Origin of the sequence: Calothrix sp. PCC 7507 (genome assembly GCF_000316575.1) — a bacterium.
In the GTDB taxonomy this organism is placed as follows: Bacteria; Cyanobacteriota; Cyanobacteriia; order Cyanobacteriales; family Nostocaceae; genus Fortiea.
The window spans coordinates 2126662-2151997 of record NC_019682.1; the positions used below are offsets into that span (position 1 = coordinate 2126662).

25 protein-coding genes are annotated in these 25336 nt (G+C 43.2%); 13 read left to right on the plus strand and 12 right to left on the minus strand.

All coding sequences use genetic code 11. The annotated features are described in order from the left end of the window. The first annotated feature begins 30 nt into the window (after positions 1-30). On the plus strand, positions 31-249 hold the full coding sequence (locus tag CAL7507_RS09295) for a hypothetical protein (protein ID WP_015128207.1): 219 nt from the start codon (positions 31-33) through the stop codon (positions 247-249). 129 nt (positions 250-378) lie between these two features. Here the strand turns inward: CAL7507_RS09295 and CAL7507_RS09300 are convergent, their stop codons facing one another. Further along, positions 379-987, minus strand: coding sequence for a hypothetical protein (locus CAL7507_RS09300; RefSeq protein ID WP_015128208.1), 609 nt, complete (start codon positions 985-987; stop codon positions 379-381). 133 nt (positions 988-1120) lie between these two features. Between CAL7507_RS09300 and CAL7507_RS09305 the strand changes: the two genes are divergently transcribed. Next, positions 1121-1363 carry a CopG family ribbon-helix-helix protein gene (locus tag CAL7507_RS09305; protein ID WP_015128209.1) on the plus strand — a complete coding sequence of 81 codons (243 nt, stop codon included), beginning with the start codon at positions 1121-1123 and terminating at the stop codon, positions 1361-1363. A 16-nt stretch (positions 1364-1379) separates the two neighbouring features. Here CAL7507_RS09305 and CAL7507_RS09310 read toward each other — a convergent pair whose 3' ends face one another. Both CAL7507_RS09310 and CAL7507_RS09315 read right to left on the minus strand, forming a co-directional pair. Continuing rightward, the gene (locus CAL7507_RS09310; RefSeq protein ID WP_015128210.1) at positions 1380-1655 is read right to left on the minus strand and encodes a LapA family protein; all 276 of its coding nucleotides are present in this window, start codon (positions 1653-1655) and stop codon (positions 1380-1382) included. 60 nt (positions 1656-1715) lie between these two features. Then, positions 1716-3143, minus strand: coding sequence for a phosphoglucomutase/phosphomannomutase family protein (locus tag CAL7507_RS09315; protein ID WP_015128211.1), 1428 nt, complete (start codon positions 3141-3143; stop codon positions 1716-1718). A 106-nt stretch (positions 3144-3249) separates the two neighbouring features. On the opposite strand from CAL7507_RS09315, the gene CAL7507_RS09320 reads away from it, so the two are divergent. Next, positions 3250-4104 carry a PD-(D/E)XK nuclease family protein gene (locus tag CAL7507_RS09320; protein WP_015128212.1) on the plus strand — a complete coding sequence of 285 codons (855 nt, stop codon included), beginning with the start codon at positions 3250-3252 and terminating at the stop codon, positions 4102-4104. A gap of 81 nt (positions 4105-4185) precedes the next feature. On the opposite strand, the gene CAL7507_RS33650 is transcribed toward CAL7507_RS09320, so the two are convergent. The 3 genes from CAL7507_RS33650 to CAL7507_RS32290 all read right to left on the minus strand — a co-directional run bounded on the left by CAL7507_RS33650 (position 4186) and on the right by CAL7507_RS32290 (position 5100). Then, positions 4186-4530, minus strand: a complete 345-nt coding sequence (locus CAL7507_RS33650; RefSeq protein ID WP_083862889.1) for a tetratricopeptide repeat protein — start codon at positions 4528-4530, stop codon at positions 4186-4188. A 151-nt stretch (positions 4531-4681) separates the two neighbouring features. Continuing rightward, positions 4682-4882, minus strand: a complete 201-nt coding sequence (locus CAL7507_RS32680) for a type I restriction-modification system subunit M N-terminal domain-containing protein (RefSeq protein WP_201447895.1) — start codon at positions 4880-4882, stop codon at positions 4682-4684. Between the two features lie 50 nt (positions 4883-4932). Continuing rightward, entirely contained in the window at positions 4933-5100 is a 168-nt protein-coding gene (locus CAL7507_RS32290; protein WP_160166325.1) for a hypothetical protein, read from the minus strand. Between the two features lie 200 nt (positions 5101-5300). Between CAL7507_RS32290 and CAL7507_RS09325 the strand changes: the two genes are divergently transcribed. The 3 genes from CAL7507_RS09325 to phnE all read left to right on the plus strand — a co-directional run bounded on the left by CAL7507_RS09325 (position 5301) and on the right by phnE (position 8055). Next, a complete protein-coding gene (locus CAL7507_RS09325; RefSeq protein WP_015128213.1) occupies positions 5301-6275 on the plus strand; it encodes a phosphate/phosphite/phosphonate ABC transporter substrate-binding protein in 975 nt (324 codons plus the stop codon). 94 nt (positions 6276-6369) lie between these two features. After that, entirely contained in the window at positions 6370-7098 is a 729-nt protein-coding gene (locus tag CAL7507_RS09330) for a phosphonate ABC transporter ATP-binding protein (protein WP_015128214.1), read from the plus strand. A gap of 162 nt (positions 7099-7260) precedes the next feature. Beyond that, positions 7261-8055 carry a phosphonate ABC transporter, permease protein PhnE gene (phnE, locus tag CAL7507_RS09335; protein ID WP_015128215.1) on the plus strand — a complete coding sequence of 265 codons (795 nt, stop codon included), beginning with the start codon at positions 7261-7263 and terminating at the stop codon, positions 8053-8055. A 203-nt stretch (positions 8056-8258) separates the two neighbouring features. Here the strand turns inward: phnE and CAL7507_RS09340 are convergent, their stop codons facing one another. Together CAL7507_RS09340 and CAL7507_RS31620 are read right to left on the minus strand one after the other, a co-directional pair. Beyond that, positions 8259-9008, minus strand: coding sequence for a Uma2 family endonuclease (locus CAL7507_RS09340; protein WP_015128216.1), 750 nt, complete (start codon positions 9006-9008; stop codon positions 8259-8261). A 10-nt stretch (positions 9009-9018) separates the two neighbouring features. Next, positions 9019-9240 (minus strand): hypothetical protein, encoded by a 222-nt coding sequence (locus CAL7507_RS31620; RefSeq protein ID WP_144051205.1) that lies wholly within the window; start codon positions 9238-9240, stop codon positions 9019-9021. A gap of 420 nt (positions 9241-9660) precedes the next feature. Between CAL7507_RS31620 and CAL7507_RS09345 the strand changes: the two genes are divergently transcribed. From CAL7507_RS09345 to CAL7507_RS09360, 3 genes are all read left to right on the plus strand, one after another. Next, complete coding sequence (locus CAL7507_RS09345; protein ID WP_015128217.1) at positions 9661-11352, plus strand: serine/threonine-protein kinase; 1692 nt, start codon at positions 9661-9663, stop codon at positions 11350-11352. Between the two features lie 452 nt (positions 11353-11804). After that, entirely contained in the window at positions 11805-12500 is a 696-nt protein-coding gene (bioD, locus tag CAL7507_RS09355; protein WP_015128218.1) for a dethiobiotin synthase, read from the plus strand. Between the two features lie 119 nt (positions 12501-12619). After that, positions 12620-13837 (plus strand): M20 family metallopeptidase, encoded by a 1218-nt coding sequence (locus tag CAL7507_RS09360; RefSeq protein WP_015128219.1) that lies wholly within the window; start codon positions 12620-12622, stop codon positions 13835-13837. Positions 13838-14391: 554 nt separating this feature from the next. Here the strand turns inward: CAL7507_RS09360 and CAL7507_RS09365 are convergent. Further along, positions 14392-15027, minus strand: coding sequence for a (2Fe-2S) ferredoxin domain-containing protein (locus tag CAL7507_RS09365; protein ID WP_015128220.1), 636 nt, complete (start codon positions 15025-15027; stop codon positions 14392-14394). Positions 15028-15104: 77 nt separating this feature from the next. After that, positions 15105-15353 (minus strand): Asr1405/Asl0597 family protein, encoded by a 249-nt coding sequence (locus CAL7507_RS09370; RefSeq protein WP_015128221.1) that lies wholly within the window; start codon positions 15351-15353, stop codon positions 15105-15107. Between the two features lie 556 nt (positions 15354-15909). Between CAL7507_RS09370 and CAL7507_RS09375 the strand changes: the two genes are divergently transcribed. The 4 genes from CAL7507_RS09375 to CAL7507_RS09390 all read left to right on the plus strand — a co-directional run bounded on the left by CAL7507_RS09375 (position 15910) and on the right by CAL7507_RS09390 (position 22480). Then, positions 15910-16464, plus strand: coding sequence for a Dps family protein (locus CAL7507_RS09375; protein WP_015128222.1), 555 nt, complete (start codon positions 15910-15912; stop codon positions 16462-16464). Between the two features lie 508 nt (positions 16465-16972). Beyond that, positions 16973-20269, plus strand: a complete 3297-nt coding sequence (gene carB / locus CAL7507_RS09380; RefSeq protein WP_015128223.1) for a carbamoyl-phosphate synthase large subunit — start codon at positions 16973-16975, stop codon at positions 20267-20269. Between the two features lie 622 nt (positions 20270-20891). Continuing rightward, complete coding sequence (locus tag CAL7507_RS09385) at positions 20892-21848, plus strand: RNA polymerase sigma factor, RpoD/SigA family (protein ID WP_015128224.1); 957 nt, start codon at positions 20892-20894, stop codon at positions 21846-21848. 287 nt (positions 21849-22135) lie between these two features. Then, positions 22136-22480: a DUF760 domain-containing protein gene (locus CAL7507_RS09390; protein ID WP_015128225.1), complete on the plus strand. Its 345-nt coding sequence runs from the start codon at positions 22136-22138 to the stop codon at positions 22478-22480. A 371-nt stretch (positions 22481-22851) separates the two neighbouring features. Here the strand turns inward: CAL7507_RS09390 and CAL7507_RS09395 are convergent, their stop codons facing one another. Together CAL7507_RS09395 and CAL7507_RS09400 are read right to left on the minus strand one after the other, a co-directional pair. Next, positions 22852-23844: a DUF4351 domain-containing protein gene (locus tag CAL7507_RS09395; protein ID WP_015128226.1), complete on the minus strand. Its 993-nt coding sequence runs from the start codon at positions 23842-23844 to the stop codon at positions 22852-22854. Between the two features lie 58 nt (positions 23845-23902). Then, positions 23903-25231, minus strand: coding sequence for an ABC transporter ATP-binding protein (locus CAL7507_RS09400; RefSeq protein ID WP_015128227.1), 1329 nt, complete (start codon positions 25229-25231; stop codon positions 23903-23905). Positions 25232-25336: the final 105 nt, after the last annotated feature.

Consider the following 25336-nt stretch of genomic DNA (forward strand, 5'->3'; position numbering starts at 1 on the left):
GCTAAAATTAATACTCAGCGAGACTTGCTGATGGCGTATCTGGATCAATCTTTTGACGAACGTGCAAAAAACTTTCGGGCTTTGTTTGCTGTTGTTGATAGTGCGATCGCATCTGGTAATAATGAGCAATTAGCCCTTACTTTAAATTCAATCACAGAAATTGCTAAATCAAGTCCATTTAAAGAGCTTGCCAACTTAGCTACTGTCCGCGCCGCTCTAGATGATCCAAACCATGAATGGACATTTTGATTTTATCGGAGTGCGATCGCTCTGCGAAAAACTTTAAATTCCTATTATTTCGAGAGCAGATTTTATCCTCGCTCTTTTTTTGTGTGATCGTAGCTATTGATATAAGTTAAAAACTATAGGCAAATTATTTTAATTATTACTCGATTCACAAAAACTTTTTAAAATCCCTAAAATCTGCCCCACATCACTTATAAAATATTCATTCAAATCTATTTCAACTACTTGCCCAGTGAGGCGGATAAATTTCCAGTTAGTACCGGTGGTTACACTACCATAAACTGTGGGAATTTCATTGCCTTTTTGTTGATTAAATAATTGCGCTGCTATCATCTCGGCGATGCATTGTCCTAAGCCTGATTGAATGTTATCATTTTTGGCTTCTACCAAAGCAATAACTGGTGATTTAATAATTATCTGTTCTGGAGATTTACTAATCAGAAAAGCGCAAAAACCATTTAAGCCTTTTTCGGGACTCACGTTAAATTCTCGACCAGAAAACAAACTGATTTGATTTTGTAATTGTTCCTTGAGTTCTAGCAGAATTGGTGTCAATATTAATTCGGAGCGGGCTTTTTCTGTGCCAATAGCTAATGCTAGGGGTAGATATTTTTTGAGTATTTGTGCTAAGAAATCGCTGTATTTTACTGGGGATATATCGGCAAAAATTCCCGCAGCTTCCATAATGCTGATTCCAAAAGCTGTCTCAACAGTTTCTATACTGAATTGACTGTATGACATGATCTTCATCCAAATTAGGCTATGATCTGTAAAGAATTTTAACGATACAAGTGTGGCGTTTTGGGTGGAAATAATGGCGATCGCCTCCAACTACATTGCCGCGTAATGCAATACAACTTGATCTGACAAGATAATGAGCAAAGAAAACATTACCTTTCGGATAGATAGCAGTCAGAAGGCGGCACTGGATGCGATCGCTGCGGGAATGAACCGCGATCGCAAATACGTCTTAAATGAAGCTGTAGCTGCTTATCTAGAGATGTATCAGTGGCAAATTGAGGAGATTCCAAAAGGGATTTATGAAGCAGATGCTGGAGACTTCGCCAGTGATGAGGAAGTCAAGACGATTTTTACAAGACTTATCAATGTAGATTAGCTTCATGTCTTACAGATCAAAAATCTTCATCATCAACAAAAAACTCGGCATCTTCATCTAACCGTGCATCTTGGGGAGAATCACCCAACCTCCATAAAGGTTGCAATACAGCTATGCCAATCAATCCTATGGCAGCACTAAATGCTAGCACCAAACCAAATGGGATCTGTATCGATTGATATGTAAAGAATTTTAACGATACTGGTGCAGCATTTTGGGCGGAGATAATGGCGATCGCCACTACCCAAACAGCTAAAATTACCGATATTAATAAATTGGAAATAGTTTTCATAATCAGCTATTCCCCTCTTTGCTAGCAAAGAGGGGTTAGGGGTGAGGTACTTCTAGACTTCTACTCTAACTTAGCGATCGCACTCTCTAACTCTTGGGCGATTTTGGCAAGTTTTTCGGGGGTGTTGGTTTCGAGGTAAACACGCACCAATGGTTCTGTACCGGAGGGACGCAGCAGAACCCAGCTACCTTCTTCTAGATACAGTTTAATGCCATCTTTGCGACCGACTTCTTTAACTTTAATCCCCGCTACCTCTGTGGGTGGATTTTTGGTAAAGGAGTCGATGACAGCGGTTTTGTGAGCTTCTGTGAGGTGCAAGTCGAGGCGATTATTATACAAAGGCCCGTCGGCTTCGGCGATCGCTTCTTTGACAAGTTCACTCAAAGGTTTACCTTCATAGGCGATCGCTTCTGCAACTAGCATATCTGCTAAAACGCCGTCTTTTTCGGGAATGTGCCCAATAATGCTCAAACCACCTGATTCTTCCCCACCAATCAACACGGTGGTTTCCCGCATTTTTTCACCGATGTATTTAAAGCCTACTGCTGTTTCATAAATTTGTAGCCCATATTTAGCCGCGAAATTATCTAGCAAATGGGTTGTCGCGACTGTGCGGACAATCGCGCCGGTTTTACCTTTGTTTTTTATTAAATGACGTGCTAATAATAGCAACACAGTGTTAGGGGTGAGGACATTGCCTAATTCATCAACGATACCAAAGCGATCGCTATCGCCATCTGTAGCTAAACCCAAATCGGCTTGATCGCGGCGTACTGCTTCCACCAATTCAACTAGTTGTTCCCCTTTGGGTTCTGGCATACCGCCGCCAAACAAAACATCCCGCCAAGCGTGGAAACTTTCTAACTCAACACCACTGTGTTGCAAAACTTCATCCAAATATCCACGAGAGGTAGAATACAGTGCATCGTACTTGACCTTCAAGTGGGCGCTTCTGATCTTTTCTGTATCTAGTAGGGTATAGATAAATTGCAGATAATCGGGTTTTGGATCGAAAATAGAAATAGAACCCGATGGGTTGCTACTAGGCAACGCATCCGACGCACCTTCAATATTTGCCACAATAGTATCAGTAATTTCTGGAGTGGCAGGACCAGCATAATCAGGGATATATTTAATTCCACAGTAAGGTGCAGGATTGTGACTAGCGGTAAACATCAACGCCCCCGCTGAATTTAGGTGACGGGCGTTGTAGGCAATTACTGGTGTAGGACAATCCCGATCAGTAACTTTGACATTCCAACCCAAATCTGCCAAGACTTGGGCTGCTGTCTGGGCAAACTGATCTGCTAAAAACCGAGTGTCGTAAGCCACGAGAACCGGTCTATCTTTGCTATAGGCTGTTTCGAGATAACTAGCGATCGCCCTTGTGACTTTCCGCACATTGGGGAAAGTAAAGTCATCGGCGATAATTCCTCGCCAGCCATCGGTGCCAAATTTTATCTTGCTGGAACTACTACTGACGCTCATTTTGCCACTGTCTCCCGTGCATCTTTGAATACTATAGGAAGCTTCCCGCAAAGCGTGCGTAGCCGCAAGTGTGCCCACTGTATTTTTTCTCACAGCTTCTCTTGCAATGTCAACCCCCGATCGCCCTTTTGCCAGTTATCACCTTTGGTCTTTAGTTGCCCCTGCGACGGGGCAAGAACGCTGGCATTGCCAGATGCGGCGGGGGTTTATCAAAGCGCGTCAACATGAAGCCCAAGTCAAAGCACTGTTAGCAAAGGCCACTGCACCTCAGCGGATTGGTATACTCGCCCAAAAAGGCGTTTATGAGTTTCATCATAATAGACATCTGTTGAATCAATCTGACGGTGTGGAAAAAGTTGCTCAAATACTGAAGTTAAGTCACTCACCGGAGGAAGTGCAGCAGCGCGTGTTGCAAATTTTAAGAAAATATCATGATGCACCACTGCTTTCGGGTAAAAACATTATCCAACTCACTCCCGGTGATGAAGGCTTTCCCAAACCGATTTTGATTGATCAAGATAATTATTGCTTCCGCTTATATGCCGCAATGGACTGCGTTTTTATTGACTATGGGCGCATTTTACATATTTTAGATTTTAAAACTGGTAAATCTGCTTTTGACCACAGACAAGCACTAGTTTATTTGCTAGCAGCCCGTTATCTTTATCCAGGGCGGCAAGCAGTAGCGTCATTTTATAATCTAGAGATTGGTAAAAAATCTGATTTAATTAGCATTAATCATAGCGAATTAAACTCCGTAGAATTTGAATTAGCTAATATTGCCCATAAGCACCAACAAGATTTACAAAAATATCAGCAAGAAACTGAGAATTTTAGCCAAATTTTTCCCCCAAATCCCGGTTATCATTGCCGCTTTTGTCCATTTAATTCTATCTGTGACTTTTCGGAAGTTAACCCTTCACAACCCCATCCTATGCCGAGTTTAAAAGTGCATGAGTAAGTACCAGCGGACGCAGATAACCTTCGCATCTCAACCAACTATGGTTGTCCGTTCCGGTGCAGCGCGGTTGTTAGCTGGCTTCTACTGTTGTTGTAACTGTTCAATTGCTCTTATAATTTGCTGGTACAGCGGCTGATCGAGATTACCCTCTCCCATGCCTTCTCGATAGTTACTCTCCGCCCGTTGCAAGTCTGACAGTGCCCCTTTTTTATCTCCAAGGTTTACACGAGCTAGACCTCGACCATAATGAGCTGTGTAATGCTTTGGAACAAGACTAATCGCTCGATCGTAGTCTGCAATTGCTTCACGATATTTACTTAAAGCTGCAAGTGCGAAGCCTCGATCACTGTATGCATTTGCACTGGGACTGAGTTGGATGACTTTAGTATAGTCTGCGATCGCACCTTGGTAATTTCTTAAGGTAATCTTTGCAGCTGCATCCTCTGAGTTTCATCTTCAATGGCTTTCATCGCTGCATTGATTGCCTTGCCCATATCTGCGTTTTCTGCCAAATTCAAGATGCGATCGTACTGAGCCTCAATTGGTAAAAAAATTGCTGATTTTCCTTTAAAGTCATCTATGGTAATCGGGCGTTTTTTCCGCCTCGTGAAGATAAACCCTTTTCAATCTCCGCCTTGACAGCATTGAAGCGATTTGTCGCATGGCGAAGAAAGATTAGCCCCAGTACGGGCATACTGTATTCATTAGCAATGAGTTTGGAATTAGCACGGAGTTGATCTGCGGCTTCCCACAGGGAAGATTCAAGTTGACTGACTATTGAGCATAGTTTGTTAGCGACTTAGGCGAAATTATAACTGTTTACTTCGCCTAAAAAATTATGAGGTTTTTTAGGCGATCGCTCAACTTAATATGGACTGAGACTTTGGTAGGGTAAAGTTTGGCAAGTTCATTCCAGTCAAGGCGGAACATGAAACTCATAATCACCATAAACAGGATGAATAAAGCGATAAATGTGGGATTAAATTTCTGTGACATTTATTTTTAGGTTGAAGCAAGACGCACTAGAAGAATTCGTGGAGTGTACGTAAGTCCTGGATTTAGTCTACGGGTGTCATTGATTAATTCCTAAACACTTCATATTGACTTTTATTTCTAAAAGCTCTAAATTTTTTTATTAGGCTAGTTGCAATTAATTAGCAAAAATCTTAAGAATTTTTCTTAATGGAGAGTAACAAATGAGTGTGAGTAAAAGAGGCTTATTGACTGCTGGTGCTGCATTTGCAACACTTATGGGATTGGGATTCAGCACTCAGGGAGGAATACAGGCGTCAATCGCTAACTCTCAGCCTCATCAACAAGCACCACATTTACTTGCACAAAAACTGCAAAACTTAACAATAGTTTTTCCTAGTCGGGCAGATTCCACAGACTTGCAAACTAAAGCAGATGCTGTTGGAGCATTTTTGTCGAAAGAATTAGGAATACAGGTGACTGCACAGATTGGTGATGACACTGCAGCAGTTGAGGCCTTAAGAGCAAATCGGGCCGATGTGGCGTTCTTAAGCAGCCGTCCTGCTTTGAAGGCGGAACAACTGGCAAATTCCCGCCTATACTTAGCAGAGGTACGTGACAATTACTCTGGCAAATACACATATGATTCAGTATTTGTAGTTTCTAACAATAGCCCCCTCAAAACCCGAAATTCACCTAAAGGTACCCTGGAACAACTAAGAGGGAAAAAAATTGCTTTCACTTCACCGACTTCTGGCTCAGGATTTATTTTCCCCGTCAGTGAGTTAGTTAAACAGGGATTTGTGCCCAACCGCGATCGCCTGGATGGTTTTTTTGGTCAAGTTAGCTACGGTGGCAACTATAGTAAGGCATTACAAGCTGTTTTACGCGGTCAGGCAGAAGTAGCCACTGTATCAGAATATGCTTTATATTCCCCATACATTACACCAGAAGAAAAGAGTAAGTTACGAGTACTGTATAAAATATCTGGTGTACCTGCTCACGGTATAGCTATTGATGATGATGTCCCGACTGCTGATAGAGCCAAAATCATCAACGCCCTACTCAAGCTAAATCAACCAGCAAATAACCAGCTGCTACGCAACCTGTATAACTCCACAGAATTAGTGCGAGTCAATCATAATAGTCACCTAGCACCAGTGCGTGATGCCCTAAAGCGTGTAGGAATCGAGCCGTAACAGCGCTTAGATCCCCAACTTCTTATAGACACCCGTAGGGTAGAAGTCGGGGATCTGGCAATTCAAATTAATGGTATAAAAATTCAAAAAAGGAATGCATGATTACGTTATTGAGTGCCAAAACTTAGAGACAGCCTATGCTGCATCTTTAAATCGTCCCATTCTCAATGGGATTAATTGCCAGATTAAGCAAGGTGAGTTTGTGGTTTTGTTGGGACTCAATGGTGCCGGTAAATCTACCTTATTGCGATCGCTTGTTGGTTTAGTACCGATAGAGCGGGGAACAATTCAAATCAATGGTGTCACCATGAATCCCCGCACACTAACTGCAATTCGGCGTGATATTGGGATGTTATTTCAGGGCGGGGGATTGATTCGGCAACTATCAGCCATTGATAATGTCCTGTGCGGATGCTTGGGTGTGCGAACAACCTGGCAAACCCTCTGGGGATTTGGGAAACGCGATCGCCTGTTAGCACTAAAATTATTAGAGCAGATGGGTTTAAGTGAGCAAGCTGACCAAAAAACTGCTCAACTTAGCGGTGGACAACAACAAAGAGTAGCGATAGCCCGTGCTTTAATTCAATCGCCCCAGATTCTCTTAGCAGATGAACCCATCACCGGCTTAGATGTCATTGCATCCCAACAAGTCATGCAGACTTTAGCTAAATTGCACTCCCAACAAGGAATGACAATTATTAGCGTTTTGCATGATTTGAGGATAGCCGCTGAATATGCTCAAAGAGCGATCGTCTTAGAAGCAGGACGTGTTGTCTATGATGGCCCTTGTAATAATCTCCAAGCCCAATTTTCCCAAGTGTAAAATCAGGAGTCAATCAATTTTGGATTTTGGATTTTGGATTCACCCCATGAATAAATATAGCGGTTCCCATTCAGACGCCGTACAAAATTATTTCCCAAGCTGTAGGGGCACGGCACTGCCGTGCCCCTACGGGTGTACCTCACGTAACCGAGAATTGCTATTATGAGTTACTTATCTAAATTTAAACTACGACGGCGCTACCCTTGGGTGAGTCCTTTAATTATCCTGTTAATTTTAGTTGTAGTTTATAGTTGGGCGTTGCAAGGTTTAAAGGTCGATTTTGTCACACTCCAGACTAGCTGGCCATATATCACCGACTTTGTCTCCAGATTATTCCCGCCGAATTGGACAGTTTTAGATATAGCAATTAAAGCATTACTGGAAACTGTACAGATGTCCCTGTGGGGAACTACCATTGGGGCGATCGCCTCTTTGCCAATTGCGATCGCTAGCGCCAATAACATTGCACCTCAATGGTTACAATGGTTAGCGAATCTACTCCAAAATGCTGTCCGTTCAGTACCTTCAATTATTCTAGGGTTAATTTTTGTCGCTGCTACTGGATTAGGCGCACCCGCAGGTACTTTAGCCTTGGGAATTTACACCATTGGCTACCTGGCTAAGTTTTATCAGCAAGCAATTGAAGCCGTAGATTCCCGTTCCGTTGAATCTTTAGAAGTTATCGGCGCATCCAGACTACAAATTGCTCAATATGGGATTTTGCCCCAAGTTATGCCACTAGCGTTAGGTTACACTTTTTGGATGTTTGAATACAATATCCGTGCTGCTTCTGTGTTGGGAGTAGTGGGTGCAGGGGGTATTGGCTTCCAGTTGAAAAGTTATATTGACGGTTTTGAATATACCAAAGCCACCACTATGATGTTAGTGCTTTTGGTAGTCGTCACCGTCATTGATACCTTCAGTAGTCAACTACGTCGCCGCCTCGATGCGATGTAGTTTGTTGAATCTTATCCTTGATGTGGGAAGATTACACTAAAAACGGTTTAGAACTGTCATTCTGACCAAAGGGAAGAATCTCCGAGATACTTCTATTCGAGACGCTACGCATAGCAAGATTCCCTACGGGGTACGCTTCACTGCGTTACGCTCAGTATGACAAAGTTCAGCTTTTATGCGTTTGTAGTATAACAATCATTTGGTCATGATTCGTTTGGGTCGATTCCCAAGCTTCTCAGTCTTGCTTCTAATTGTTCAGCCCGTTGTTTTTCTTGTTCAGCTCGTTGTCTTTCTTGTTCAGCCCGTTGTCTTTCTTGTTCAGCCTGCTGCTGTGCTTGTGTAGCTGCTTCTTCAGGGGTGAGAACTAACTCCCCATCAGAAGTAAAATAGCGCAATTGTCGTTGATGAATTCCCAAATATAACCCTAATTGCTGACTCCATAACCAGCCTTGTTCACTGGGTGTGATGGGTTCATAAGTTCCTCTAATCAAGGTAAACCCCTGAAATTCTAAACTATCGGGATCAAACCAAAAATAATCTGGTGTCCGAAAAACATCTTGATAGATTTCCTTTTTCTCTCCTCTGTCTATTTTCGCAGTGCTATCAGACAGAATTTCGATAATCACATTGGGATATTTTCCCCCTTCTTGCCAAACCACCCAACTTCTGCGTTCTTGATTGTGGGTTGTTCCCAAAACAACAAAAAAATCGGGTCCGCGAAAGTCTTCTGATTTTTTTTGATTAGGGCTATAGTAAATAGTCAAGTTCCCCGTGGCAAAATAATCGTCTTTATTCTGCCACGCCCATTCTAGACATTGAATGAGGATTAAAATTTGCCGTAGATGTAAATTGCTTTCCAACGGAGGCTCATCACTCCAAAATTCCCCTTGAGGGAAAATTATCTCATCTTTGCGTTCTGTTGGCGAAATCGCTACGGGTGGGGAAGAGGTCATGGTTACTGAGTTAAATTTGATTAACCATTGTCTGACAGACGTTTATGTATATACGATTGTAGCGATTTAATGGCGATCGCAACATACCAGCTAATCGTCCTTCTGCATCATAATCGTTATCCAAGCTTGGCGATAAGAGTTGGGCGTTTGTCAGTAAGGCGTTGGAAATAGCCACACAAAACCCTGACTTCTTACCGCGTTCTTTTGACTTGGATGAAATGCGCCGAGACATCGATTTGAAGCGTTTTATTTCAGCCACAACCCAAGGATATCAAAGTTAATTGAGCGATCGTTGCACCAAGGCTGATAATTAGCAAGATATCACAAATAAAAAGATCCCCGACTTCTTAAGAAGTCGGGGATCTGAGCCTGTCGGATGTAACACAATCGAGGGCGGGGTTTCCCCGCTCCTTGTATCTTAAATAGAAGAGCCAAGGAAAATTAAACTCACGTTAATATAACTGAGGACAATTTCCAGGTGCATTAGCTGGGCAAAAAATGTGTGGAGTACTTCTGCCTATATGTTGCCGTCAGGAAATGTATCTTTTGGTTAGGGTAGAAGGGTATCGCCGTAGATAACTGTCTGTCACCGCTTGGACTTATCTTTGGAGGTGACTTCCTCCTAAGTTGCCGTTACACTTATCAATCGATCATGCAACCACCTATCACAGTTGGCACTGTTCTGCAAAACCGTTATCGGACAATTCAAATTCTCGGACAAGGGGGATTTGGTAGAACTTATCTAGCAGAAGATCAAAGACGCTTTAATGAACTTTGCGCGATTAAGGAATTGATTCCTACAGCAACAGGGGCTTATGTCTGGGAAAAAGCACAAGAGCTTTTCCAGCGAGAAGCTGCCACTTTATATCAAATTGAACACCCGCAAGTGCCTAAATTCCGTGAGAGATTTGAGCAAGACAAACGCTTGTTTTTAGTGGAGGACTATATTGCAGGTAAGACTTACCGCGATATCCTTTCTGAACGCCAAGCTGTTGGTCAAACGTTAACAGAGCAAGAAGTATTGGAGTTGATCGGCTCTTTGTTACCTGTGTTAGAGCATATTCATAGTCGCGGCATTATTCACCGGGATATCTCTCCAGAAAATATTATTTTGCGAGACAGTGATACCAAGCCAGTGTTAATCGACTTTGGGGTGGTGAAAGAATTGGCAAGTCGATTGCAATCTCCAGATAGCACAACTCCTGTCACCAGCGTGGGAAAATTAGGCTATGCTCCTACTGAGCAATTACAAACAGGGCAGGCTTATCCTAGTAGTGATTTGTATGCACTGGCAGTCACAGCTATAGTTTTGTTGACTGGTAGAGAACCTGCTGATTTATTTGATGAAACTCAATTAAGTTGGAATTGGCAACGATGGACAAGAGTTGATCCGCGATTTGCCCAAGTTTTGCAACGGATGTTGAGTTTTGTGCCGGGCGATCGCTATCAAACTACTACTGATGTGGCTCAAGCATTAGAATCTATAGACAAATCTAGTGCTTCTGCGCCTCAATTGTCTAATGTACAAACAATTGCCGTTGGTCGCCGCCCTGATTTAGTGGCTCCGGCTGCATCTAATAAACCCAACCCAATTATCCCACCTAGCGATAAGAGTTCTATCTTAGATAACCCGTTGGCAATTGGGGCAATTGGTAGCGCTGTCGTGATTCTTGCGGGCTTTGGTTCTTGGGCATTGGTGAGTTCTATTCGCTCTCAATCTCAAGCACCATCACCAGAAACACCACCACAAACTTTTCCCTCTCCAGTTATTCCTAGTGGCTCGACATTATTTTCACCTACGCCCACATCCACACCCACTAGCAGTGAACCTACTCGCTTGAGTAAGCGCCTCATTTTTGGAGCGTCTAATATAGCCGCAGTTGAAAATACTATCAAAGAAAATCAAGTAATTCAATACACTTTTTCTGCACAAAAAGGACTGAAATTAACTACATTTGTTGACCCAGGTAGCAGTATTTTGTTAACAGTTTTAGGTGCTAACCAACAACCTATTGATGACCAGGCTAAACAAGTACCTTTCTATGAAGGAACATTGCCTGTGACTGGTAGATACACTATTGAGTTAAGTCTAGTTCCAGGAATTTCAGAAAGTGACTATACACTAAATGTGGCATTAGAAAAATTAGCGCAACCGATACCTACGTCAATACCAACACCTGTAGAAATACCCACAAATAGCCCCACACCAATACCCACAGAAACAATCAAAATCCCAACACCAACACCTACAGAAACACCTACGGAAACACCCATCCCTAACGCGGAACAAAGTAATTCACCGGGGGGGGGAAGCATCGATCCCGTTACTATTCCCAGAAATTAAGGGTCAGAATTCAGGAGGTGCAGGGTGGTTTCATACAAGCAGAGAAAAATTAAAACTGGGTTTCAAAGCTTCTCCCGCCGTGGGGAGATGTTTGGAGAGGGATGAAGAGTGCTGAGTTCCGAGTGCTGAGTGCTGAGTTAAAAAGACCACCCACGAGGGGTGGGGTATCAACCAACTCCTGTATTAAAAGATTCCGCTTAACATCGGGCGGGGCATTTACCAAGTGCAAAAGTACTGAGTACCCGTTAATTTACTCAGCACTCAGGACTCAGCACTCAGTACTGAGTATGGTAAAAATCCATGCTACAAAACGAGAAATCAAGACTTACGTATTTTTCTTTTTTAGTATGGAACTATCCTGGGGTCAGAATTTGGGAGTAATTAGTTATTTCATGCCCAATGCCCAAGAGTGATATTTTTTGTTGTCCACCTAATTAAAAATAGATAGATTGTTGAACACACTACTGATTACCGGAACTGATACGGATGCTGGTAAAACTGTTTTAACAACAGCGTTAGCAGCCTATTGGCAAAAATATTATCCCCAGCGTAGTTGGGGAATTATGAAACCGATTCAATCGGGGGTGGGCGATCGCGAGTGGTATCAAAGGCTGTTTGATCTCAAGCAAACTGCTGAAGAAATTACACCTTTGTATTTTCAAGCACCTCTAGCACCGCCGATCGCTGCAGCTAAAGAAAATCGCCGTGTGGATTTAGCAATTGTCTGGCAAGCTTTGTCGGAATTGCGATCGCGTCGAGATTTCGTTCTCGTAGAAGCTTTGGGGGGTTTAGGTTCACCAGTGACTGATGAATATACAGTAGCTGATTTAGCTGGAGAATGGCGATTACCAACGGTTTTGGTAGTGCCTGTGAGATTGGGGGCGATCGCTCAAGCCGTGGCTAATGTCGCCTTAGCAAGACAAACACGGGTAAATCTCAAAGGCATCGTTCTCAACTGCGTCCAACCCCGTTCGGACGAAGAAATAGCCGACTTGACACCCCCAGAGTTAATTCAATCGCTCACAAATACACCTGTTTTAGGCTGTTTACCCTATTTGGATGATCTAAATGATTTAGATAAACTTGCCCAAGTAGCATCAGATTTAGATTTAGGAATTATTCCCGAAATCCTCATTGCCAATCATTAAGAGGGCATAGCGAAGAGATTGATAACTGATAACTGATAACTGACAACTGATAAGTATCCAACTTGCAGTAAATGGGGGAGAATGTCACACTGAGGAGATAACATCAGTTAGCTATCTGTATGGTATCTACCTTTCCAAATCCCGCTTCTGTTGACTTATCTCGCGTCCGGCTCTCAATCCGTTCACTGCAACCTCAATTAGTAGAATGGCGGCGGCGACTGCATCAGCAACCAGAGTTGGGTTTTCAAGAAAAACTAACTGCTGAGTTAATTTCCCAAAAGTTGCAAGAATGGGGAATTGAGCATCAAACTGGCGTTGCTCATACTGGGATTGTCGCTATTATCAAAGGAACTCGACTCAGTAGTGAGAAAGTGCTGGCGATTCGGGCGGATATGGATGCTCTACCAATTCAAGAACTCAATGAGGTGGAGTATCGCTCCCAGCGTGATGGATTGATGCACGCTTGTGGTCATGATGGACATACAGCGATCGCTTTAGGTACAGCTTACTATCTCCAACAACATCGTCAAGACTTTGGCGGTACTGTGAAAATTATCTTTCAGCCGGCAGAAGAGGGGCCAGGCGGTGCAAAGCCGATGATTGAGGCTGGGGTACTCAAAAACCCAGATGTTGATGCCATTATCGGTTTGCATTTGTGGAATAATTTACCCCTAGGGACTGTGGGTGTCCGTAGTGGGGCGTTGATGGCGGCGGTTGAGTCGTTTAATTGCAAGATTTTGGGCAAAGGCGGACATGGTGCTATGCCCCATCAAACTATTGATGCGGTGGTAGTTGCTGCTCAAGTTGTTACTGCTTTACAAAGTATTGTGGCTCGGAATGTCAATCCCATCGATTCAGCGGTAGTAACTGTAGGTGAACTTCATGCCGGTAGCAAGCGGAATGTGATTGCTGATTCAGCCAGAATGAGTGGCACGGTGCGGTATTTTAATCCTAATTTCAAAGGCTTTTTTCAACAGCGCGTTGAGCAAGTTATCGCGGGAATTTGCCAGAGTTATGGTGCGAAATATGACTTAGAATACTGGTCACTATATCCACCCGTAATTAATGATGCGACTGTTGCAGAATTAGTGCGCTCAGTGGCAGAAGAAGTGATTGAAACTCCGATGGGTGTTGTCCCTGAATGTCAAACTATGGCGGCGGAAGATATGTCATATTTCTTAGAAGCTGTTCCTGGTTGCTATTTCTTTTTAGGCTCTGCTAATCCTGCGAAGAATTTGGCTTATCCCCACCATCATCCCCGGTTTGACTTTGATGAAACGGCTTTGCCAATCGGCGTAGAAATATTTGTCCGGAGCGTGGAAAAATTTTTGAATTGAGTTGAAGGGAAAATACAGCGTACTATCCCGCTTCTGTCACTCTCCGAAAACTTTTGCCATTTCTGAATTCTAGAGCTTTTGTATAGCAGGCGTTTGCGCGATTCTTTTCTAATAACAAATACAAGACCAACTTTTTTCTAATAGAATAGCTTGTATTGATTGCCTCATCGGGCTTCTAGCGATCGCCCTCCCTGAGAGTGACAGAACAGGGATAAATGGCTGGGGCATACAGCAGTTTTCCCTTGAATGAAATACACGAAGGGCGGGGTTTCCCCCTGTCATTGCGTTCGCGTAGCGTCTCGAAGAGAGGAACGTAGACACGGAGTGGCTTCCCGAAGGGTAGCAATCCCAGTCTTTGCGGTTGCTTCGTTCCTCGCAATGACATCTTACGTTTAATTACGCCTACCTACTTACAATGCAATACAGTATTGATAATTGCGAATGGTTTTGACGATTTTATAAATGCTATGTGTGTCAGACAGAATTAAGGGCACAACAATGTTGTGCCCCTATCAAATGATGATGAAATTTTTCGATTAAATAGCAACAAAAAACTAGCTATTCAATACTAAATCTGCTAACGGTGTGGTCAATTCCCTAGTGTTATCTGACCTGTTGGCGATATGTTTTTCTATAATTGCTGGAACTTGTGTCGCTTGAATCCGGGTGTAGCGGGTTTTGTCTGGCATGATGACATTGGGCCCAGCTTTGCAGTTTTTCATGCAGCCAGTGCCTTTAATGGTAACTTGGTCTGCTAAAGAGCGATCGCTTAACTCTGCTGCTAACGCCTGACAAACTTCTTTACCCCCGCGTTTCATACAGTCAGACTTTTGACAGACCAAAATTGTGGCTTTTGACTTAGGTGATTGTGCCGTGGTTTGACGATTAGATTGCTCAGTAGCTTTAACTCTACCTACTTCAAAACGTGCGGCCATTACACGCTCGGCTTTCAGTGTAACTTCGCCAGTTTTAAAATCATACTTTTTTGTACCTACAGCTTGTAGCCAAGTACCTCGTGGTAAGCGCAAGTCAAAAGCCGCCCGTAAATGTTTAGCGAGTTTAACATAACATTCCCCTTCTGCAGTCGCCAGCAACAAGCCTTTGAGCTTATAGCCATCTTTGATCACAAAATCGAGAAACCGGCCCTCAAGACAAAATTCTGTAACTTCGGTGTTGTGGAATTCACTCATCTTTGTTGACCTACTTTTTAGTTTAGAAAACTTTTTATTGAGATAGCCTCTACAGCCACCCCTATTAATTAAGACTTTCAATAGCGACTTTGCCAGATGTTCTCAAGAATCCAAATCTGCTCATGACGGGAAGCTGTGAATTGTCGCACTACACTCCAAAGTTGAATAGCCGCCTTCGGATTGCTAATTTCAACTCTCAATGGCTGGTTAGCTTCACACCAACAAGGAATATCTAACTCCTGTAGGCGCTTATAGATGCGCCAGCGGTCTACCCAATTCACCTCTAGGATGTGGTTATTTTCTATTTTTGAACTGGACGGTTTCAAAAGACTAGCCCTCAAAGTGCGACAAACTTCTAGTAACTACCGTGCGTCCACTCCCTGATATGTCTCATACTTGGGAGTTCAGCATCTTAAATTAAGCATAGCTTAAGTGCAAACTATTCTCAATTGTTTTATACACAATAGCAAATTTTTGTCTGCATCTTCTGTCACCAGAAAATTAACAAAAACCATAAATTCAACTTTATAGAGACATTGCATAAGCTAAAACGCTGATTCATCGCACAATCAATCATTTTTCTTTGTTGACGGTTGACAGTTAACAGTGAACGGTCTGAACGATGAAATATGCAACTTAAATGCCGCAGTCGCTGAGTAATGTCTCTAGTTCCTCCTCATGGCACATGCATATTCTCGTATATATGTCAATAATTAAAGCAGGTGAGTAGGCGATCGTCCTGGCAAAAAGTAAAATTGCAAATCTTAGTAGCAAAAAGTTCAACGGGCTGTGAAATTGATTAACCTTGTTTTAATTTTTTAAATGTTAATATGTAGAGAATAAGCAGTTAAAAACTATAACTGCTGAAAAGCGAGGAGAACAATGTCAGAAACGCAAACTGTGTTACGGAATTTTGGTCATGTTTACGACAATCCTGTATTACTGGATCACAGTGTCACCGCTCCAGTTACCGAAGGATTAAATGTTCTATTAGCTAGTTTTCAGGCACTGTACTTGCAGTACCAAAAACATCATTTTGTAGTGGAAGGCTCAGAATTCTATTCACTACATCAGTTTTTTAACGAGAGCTATGAAGAAGTTCAGGGACACACCCACGAAATTGGAGAACGTTTGGATGGACTGGGTGGTGTACCAGTCGCTACCTTTAGCAAATTGGCAGAACTAACTAGTTTTGAGCAAGAACCAGATGGTGTGTTCTCTTTGCGTCAGATAGTAGAAAATGACCTAGCAGCAGAACAATCCATAATTGGTGTACTTCGCCGTCAAGCTGCTCAGGCAGAGAGTTTGGGCGATAGAGGCACACGCTATCTGTACGAAAAAATTCTGTTAAAGACTGAAGAACGAGCTTTTCATTTAGCTCACTTCTTAGCTAAAGACAGTTTGACTTTAGGTTTTGTCCAACCTGCTCAAAACTAATATTTTCATCATCTAGATAAGATTAATCTAGACTGAATAAATAGTTGGCAAAATCCGGTCTGAAAAAATTATAAAAACAAGGCAGATGGTAGTACACACACCATCTGTCTTTTTTAATTCCAGTAGAGAAAATCACACAGAAATTAATATTAAAAATTAATTGTACTTTTAGTTAGTTAAGAAAGATTCTTATTTAGTTTGTATATGCAGACTTAATAGTCAGTGGCATGACATATGTAGTTAGTCCGAAATTATAAAAAAATCATGACTTAAAATACAAAAATTTGCAAAAACATTAAAAATTAACCCACGAAAACTACATAAAATTTATATATCCAAATAATGAAATATGAGGAAAAGCAAAGAGGAGGAGAAAAATTTATGCTTCTTGCCTCCATTGCCCCTCGCGATCGCCAAACCTAGAAAACTTGATAATAAAAGGCATGACCAGGGGTAAAGAACCTTAAAATAATCAGGATTTGTATTCTCGTACTCCAAGGCAACGACTATGCCCCGCCGTCAAGACCTCCGGAAGATTCTGCTGTTAGGCTCTGGCCCAATTGTAATTGGACAGGCCTGTGAGTTTGACTACTCTGGCACCCAAGCCTGTAAAGCGTTGCGAGAAGAAGGCTATGAAGTGGTGCTGGTAAACTCCAACCCAGCGACAATTATGACCGACCCGGAAACAGCCGATCGCACTTATATTGAGCCGCTGACACCGGAACTGGTCGAAAAAGTCATCGAAAAAGAACGTCCCGATGCGCTATTACCCACAATGGGGGGGCAAACAGCCCTTAACCTCGCTGTGGCTTTAGCGAAAAATGGTGTTTTAGACAAATACAACGTCGAGTTAATTGGCGCTAAACTACCCGCGATTGAAAAAGCCGAAGACAGAAAACTTTTTAACGAAGCAATGGCCAAGATCGGTGTAGCGGTGTGTCCTAGTGGCACTGCTTCCACTTTAGAAGAATCTAAAGCGATCGCCCGCCAAATCGGTAGTTATCCCCTGATCATTCGTCCCGCCTTCACAATGGGCGGTACTGGTGGCGGTATTGCCTATAACCAAGAAGAATTTGAGGAAATGGCACAGGTAGGCATAGATGCCAGTCCTGTATCCCAAATTCTCATCGATCAGTCCCTACTCGGCTGGAAAGAATATGAATTGGAAGTGATGCGTGATTTAGCAGATAACGTCGTGATTATCTGTTCCATCGAAAACCTTGACCCGATGGGCATCCACACTGGTGACTCCATCACCGTTGCCCCCGCCCAAACCCTCACCGATAAAGAATACCAGCGGCTGCGGGATATGGCGATTAAAATTATTCGCGAGATTGGCGTGGAAACCGGCGGATCAAATATCCAGTTTGCCGTTAATCCCGTGAATGGGGATGTAGTTGTCATTGAGATGAACCCCCGTGTTTCTCGCAGTTCTGCCTTATCTTCTAAAGCTACCGGCTTCCCCATCGCCAAGATGGCAGCTAAGTTGGCTGTCGGCTACACCTTGGATGAAATCAAAAATGACATCACCAAGAAAACCCCAGCCTCCTTTGAACCCACAATTGACTATGTGGTGACAAAAATCCCCCGCTTCGCCTTTGAAAAGTTCCCTGGTGCCGATCCAGTACTGACCACACAAATGAAGTCAGTCGGGGAAGCAATGGCAATTGGGCGCACCTTTAACGAATCTTTCCAAAAGGCACTGCGTTCCCTAGAAACTGGCCGCGCTGGTTGGGGTTGTGACAAAGCGGAAAAATTACCCAGTGGTGAACAAATCCGCGCTCAACTGCGGACACCCAATCCCGATCGCATCTTTGCTGTCCGCCATGCCTTACAGATAGGCATCAGCAATGAGGAAATCTACGAACTTACAGGTATAGACCCTTGGTTCCTAGATAAGATGCAGCAACTGCTAGAAGTAGAGAAATTTTTGAAGCGGACACCTTTACAGCAGTTGACTAAAGAGCAGATGTATGCAGTAAAGCGAGACGGATATAGCGATCGCCAAATCGCCTATGCTACCAAAACCACCGAAGACGAAGTCCGCGCCTATCGCCAACAACTAGGAATCAACCCAGTTTACAAAACCGTAGATACCTGCGCTGCTGAGTTTGAAGCCTTTACTCCCTATTACTACTCCACCTACGAAGAAGAAACAGAAGTCTTGCCCAGCACCAAGCCAAAAGTGATGATTTTGGGTGGTGGGCCCAACCGCATTGGGCAAGGAATTGAGTTTGACTATTGTTGTTGTCATGCCGCCTATGCCTTGAAGGGAGCGGGATATGAGACGATTATGGTCAACTCCAACCCAGAGACAGTTTCTACAGATTATGACACCAGCGATCGCCTTTACTTTGAGCCATTAACCAAAGAAGATGTCCTCAACATCATTGAAGCCGAAAATCCTGTAGGCATAATTGTGCAGTTTGGCGGACAAACACCGCTGAAGTTAGCTGTTCCCCTCCAGAAATATTTGCAGGGACTAGAACCTGGGGAAGAATCTGCCCATTCCTCATGCCCGATTCCCCAATCCCCAATTCCTAAAATTTGGGGAACATCACCAGACTCTATCGATATGGCAGAAAACCGGGAGCGATTTGAGAAGATTCTCCAACAGTTAAATATTGCTCAACCCCCGAATGGTATTGCGCGGAGTTATGAAGATGCCCTGATAGTTGCTAGACGTATTGGCTACCCAGTGGTAGTACGTCCCAGTTATGTATTAGGAGGACGGGCGATGGAAATCGTCTATTCCGATACGGAGTTGGAACGCTACATGACCTTTGCTGTGCAGGTAGAACCAGAACATCCGATTTTGATTGATAAGTTTCTAGAAAATGCCATCGAAGTCGATGTCGATGCGATCGCCGATCACACCGGAAGAGTAGTAATTGGTGGTATTATGGAACACATCGAACAAGCCGGAATCCACTCTGGAGACTCAGCTTGTTCTTTACCCTCGATTTCCCTACCACCAGCTGTTCTCAATCAAATTCGGACTTGGACAGTGCAGCTAGCGCAAGCGCTTTCAGTAGTTGGGCTAATGAATATCCAGTTTGCCGTTATCGGTGCTAGTAGTTATTCTCCCCAAGTATATATTCTGGAAGCCAACCCCCGCGCCTCACGCACAGTACCCTTTGTATCTAAAGCAACTGGTGTACAACTGGCCAAACTAGCATCCCTAATTATGTCAGGTAAAACCTTAGAGGAGCTAAACTTCACCGAAGAAGTTATCCCATCTCATATTGCCGTCAAAGAGGCCGTCTTACCCTTTAGTAAATTCCCGGGAACTGATACAATATTAGGCCCAGAAATGCGCTCGACTGGTGAGGTGATGGGGATTGACAAAGACTTTGGTCGAGCCTTTGCCAAAGCAGAAATTGGTGCAGGAGAGCGATTACCTCTGGCGGGAACGGTGTTTGTCTCCATGAGCGATCGCGATAAAGCTGCTGCAGTGAATGTAGTCAAAGAATTTATCGATTTAGGCTTTACCGTCATGGCAACATCAGGTACACGCCGAGTCCTTCAGGAAAATGACTTAGATGTTGAATTAGTGTTGAAACTTCATGAAGGTCGTCCCCATGTTCTTGATGCCATCAAAAACCAGAAGATCCAACTAATTATTAACACACCTTCCGGGGAAGAAGCTCAAACTGATGCCAGGTTAATCCGCCGCACAGCTTTAGCTTACAAAATTCCCATTATCACCACCATCGCTGGGGCTAAAGCCACAGTCGCCGCCATCCACTCCTTGCAAACAACAACCTTAGACGTAAAAAGTCTTCAAGATTACACCGTAGTGTAGTGGTTCTTTAGGATTGGGGACTGGGGATTGGGGACTGGGGACTGGGGATTGAGCATTTTTGTCTCCCCCATCTCCCCCATCTCCTCCCTCTCCCCGACTCTTTCCATAGATAGAGAGTTCGTCTGAGAAGTACGAGAGAAATTAAGTAATTGTTACAAGAGAATGATTATACTCATTGCCGAATTATTTTAATAAATATGAGCAAGTTGTCCTTAACCACAAATCGAAAAAATCGAGAAATATGTTTACATAATTGATTTATCGGTTCAATCATAGGGAATAGCAGCGTTATCTCAATGAGAACATTCATGAAATTCTGGGCTATCAGATAGTCAAATCATTCTCATAAATGTTACAATTATTAATAATGAGAGAGTACAAAAAATGTTCCACTCGCTACCTTATATCTAACCGTAGATACTTGTGAAAGTGGGTAAATAGCTGTAAATATTAGCAGTTAAGAAGCCCTAATTTGATTAATTATGAGCAGCCGAGTTGATCGGGCGCGGAAATTGTCAGCCACAGGATGGGTTCCCAGCCAAACTGGGTAATGCCCTCACAAAGCATAAATATCAGTTAATGCCCCTATCGTCAAATTCATCATTACCTAATGAGTAGCGCCATGAAGACCGCTCAGACAGCCACAGACCTCGTGCGGACTTACCTGCGTGAGATTGGCCGCGTGCCACTCTTAACCCACGAGGAAGAGATTTTTTATGGCAAACAGGTGCAACGTGCAACCGCCTTGCACGAAGCGAGGGAGTATCTTGCCGCACAGTTAGGTCGTCAACCAACTTTAGAAGAGTGGGCAACGACCGCAAAGCTAGAATCGACAGAGTTAAATGACATTATTGCCGATGGTGAAATTGCCAAGCGTAAAATGGTAGAAGCCAATTTGCGGCTAGTGGTATCTGTTGCGAAAAAATATATTAAGCGCAATGTTGATTTACTAGACTTAATCCAAGAAGGCAGTATTGGGATGCAACGGGGTGTAGAAAAGTTTGACCCAACCAAAGGCTACAGGTTTTCAACCTATGCCTATTGGTGGATTCGTCAAGCCATCACGCGCGCGATCGCCGAAAAAGCTCGCACTATCCGTTTGCCTATCCACATCACCGAAAAGCTGAATAAAATTAAAAAAGCCCAGCGGCAATTGTCTCAAAAACTGGGACGCGCTCCCAGTGCAGGTGAACTTGCTGAAGAATTAGAATTAACCACCAAGCAGGTGCGAGAGTACCTCGAAAAAGCGCGTTTACCCCTATCCTTGGATTTAAGGCTAGGAGATAACTACGATACAGAACTCGGAGAAATGTTGGAAGATCCAGGCGCGTCTCCAGAAGAGTTTGTGATGCAATCTTCCCTTTCTCTTGACTTAGAGCGCTTGATGGGAGAACTCACCCCACAGCAAAAGGAAGTAATCACCCTACGCTTTGGGTTAATAGATGGGCAGGCTCTGACTCTAGCAAGAATAGGAGAAATTCTCAACATCAGCCGCGAACGAGTCCGGCAAATTGAACGAGAAGCCTTAACCAAACTTCGCAAGTCTAAAGCCAACATGGGCGAATATTTGGCCAGTTAGTCAGTGAACAGTTATCAGTTACTTATACTGAGCGGAGTCGTAAAGCCTGCGGCATAGCTCCGCTTAAGGCGTAGCCGACGCACCATTCGTATCAGTCTGTTCACTGTTCACTGTTCACTGAACAGAGGGGTGAGAAACTACGCTGCTTTTGGTACGGTTACACCGACTGCATGGAGAGATTTAGCTTGTTACATTGTTTTGTAGTAACAGCTAATAGCAAGCTAACACAATCCTACATAAAACTTCGTAACCACTGTAGCTAGTCTTGGTAGTCAAGGAGATAAAACGTGAGTAATTCATCTAATCAAGTTTCAGAATTCTTCAATAGCGAGTCAGAAACTAGTAATTTCCTCTGGCAATACGTTAAATCCTTGAGTCCAGAGACAGTTACTCAGCTTTCTAAACCTAATTCATCTGAAGTTTTTCAGGTAATGGAACGCAATATTGTGGGACTTTTGGGGAATCTACCATCAGAACACTTTGGCGTTGCTGTCACCACCAGCCGGGAAAGTCTGGGACGGCTTCTGGCTTCGGCGATGATTAGTGGTTATTTCTTGCGAAATGCTGAACAGAGAATGAACTTTGAAATAGCTTTACAAGGAAGCGAAAGCCACAACAGCGAAACTGAGTAGGAATGGGGAAGTTTATCTAATCATTACCACTGTCGATACACTGTTGTATTGAACACTGGACGAAACTCAATGAGAATAGGCGATCACTCCGTGTTGCTCCCGATAATTCACCTCTTGTTTAGAGTTGTCGGGCGATCGCGTAGCGACTCCTGCTGAGTATCGCACTAAAAATAACTTCTAATTTTATATTGTATAAAATTAAACAACTTATATAAGTTTAGGACTAGCCCTTTCAAGGTGACAAACGAAGATACGTTACTTTAGTGTGATCATCCTAAGTTATCCGCTCAGATTTTGGGATTTTTAAAGGTTGAAATAACCAATTTTCGTTCCGAATTTCACCACCTTGAAAGGGCTAGTCCTAAAGTTGTTTAATTTGCTGTCAACCAATTAAGCAAATCCTCAATGGTTGTAAAATCCAATAAAGCCTCGCCAAGTGCTTCTAATTGCTCTAAAGAAAGGATTTGAATGCGTCCCCGCAACTCTTGTGGTAACTCTCCTACCCGTCTCTGTAGTAGCCTTAGCACGAGTATTTGTCCTTGTTCCTGCTTTCCTTCCTGCTTTCCTTCCTGCTTTCCTTCCTGCTTTCCTTCTTCTTTCCCCCGCTCGTAACCAATGCGTTCACCTGTAGTAATATAGCTCACAGTCTGCTCCTGTTCAAATTGCTTAAACTCTTGCCAAAATTCTGCTTCCAAGGCTTTTGGTAAAATCATAACCCAGTCGATAAATCTATACAGGTTACGAATATCTTTTTCTGGTAAGCCTAATTCATACAATCGTCGAATTAGTCCAAATTTTTCAGATTTTCGCACTCCTAGCTTTTTGGTTGTTTGCTGCGTCTTTAAATGTGCCATTACCACTGTCGCAAACACATTATCACTGGTTTCTAATTCTGCCCAATGGTTTTGATAATCTAGCAGCTTGACGATGCCAAATTCAAAGTTAAGTCTAGTATTAGGATAATTATAATTATATTGATTGGGTCGCCATGTTGGGTCAGCATCGCACAAAATCGCTAAACTTATAGCAGGTTTACCAAATCTGTCATAAATTCGTAGGTTGTAGGAAAACATTCTTTCGGCGAAATTATCTTCTGATGTAGCTTGAATTTCTACATGAATTAATAGCCAAATTTCTTCTCCTTGAAGTAGCCAAACTTTGACTAGTTTATCTGCATATCGCCGACCAACTTCTGCTTCACGAGCGATTTGTTGAAATTCTTTATCGAGAAATTCGTGGGGACGTTGCCAATTAATTAATGCTGCTGTTTCGGGAAAGAAAAATTGCATTGCTTGAGGGAAGTATGCTTCTAATATTTCTTTCCACGGGCTATCATTATCTGCTCTGGACAATTCCTCAGTCATCAGTTGATTACGTAGATGGTATATTTACGTTTCGTAATATAGTCTAAATTTTGCTTTATCACTCAATAGGTAAAGCTGCAGAGGGATTGTTCGGAAATATTGCTAAATCGGTTTCAGAGTCAAAAAAGTGAATTTTATCCGTATTGAGCGACAACCAGAGTTGCTCGCCTGGATGTACTAATCTATCTGGTGGTACTCGTACTTGCAGGTAATTGGATGTGTTGCTAGGTTGAGATCCTGGTTCGTCTAGCCTGACGGCGAGGAAAGAATCATTACCGAGATTCTCCACCAAGTCTACTTGTACAGGTAAATTTTTAGTAGCAGGTACACTCAAAATTAAGTGTTCTGGGCGAATACCTAAAATTAGGGTTTGCCCATCATATTTTTGTAGGGCTGTTGCCCAGATTTCTGGGAGAGTGTAACGAAATTGGGGATGGGTAATTAATAAAGGTGCATGAAATGCCACAGGAATAAAATTCATGGGTGGTGAACCAATGAATTCAGCGACAAATCGGTTAGCAGGGTAGTTATAAAGTTCTAAGGGGGCGGCGACTTGCTGAATCTTTCCTAGGTTCATAATGGCAATGCGATCGCCCATTGTCATCGCTTCAGTTTGATCGTGGGTGACGTAAATCGTCGTTGTTCCTAGCTGGCGTTGCAATTTGACAATTTGGGCGCGGGTTTCCGCCCGGAGTTTAGCATCCAAATTAGAAAGCGGTTCATCCATGAGAAACACTTGGGGATTACGGGCGATCGCTCTTCCCAATGCTACCCGTTGTCTTTGTCCCCCAGATAATTGTTTAGGTAAGCGATTTAATAAAGCTTCTATTTGCAGCAGTTGGGCAACATTCCGTACATGTGCATTGATTACTCGTTCTTGATCAGAAATGTAGCGGAGTCCTTTAGGTAACTTTTTTGTCATCCCCACAAAGAGATTTTCTGCCCAGTCAGGAAGATTCCGGGGAGTAGTTTCTTCTCTCACTCCCCCCCGCCGTCGTAATCCAAAAGCGATATTGTCATACACCGTCATGTGGGGATAGAGGGCGTAATTTTGAAACACCATAGCGATGTCTCGTTCCTTGGGTGGGAGATCATTGATCAGGCGATCGCCCACCCAAATTTTGCCGCCAGTCATCACCTCTAAGCCGGCGATTAACCGCAACAAGGTACTTTTACCACAGCCAGAAGGCCCCACCAAAACCATAAACTCCCCATCATTAACCGTCAGGTTAATCTGCCGTAAGACATTATTAACGCTATCTGCACGCTCTCGCGCTGCGTCATTTTTTTTACTAGATGGGATTGAGGCTTGGTTTTGTGAGGCGATAATTTCCCCTTTACGAGGGGGAAAACTTTTATAAACGTTTTCTAAGATAACTTGGGACACGGGTGTTATTTATTGTCAAGGGTTAAGGGTCAAGGGTCAAAATTAATAACTCTGGACTTTGGACTATTGACCCTTGACTCTGTAGGACAGATAGTTTAGCGCCCA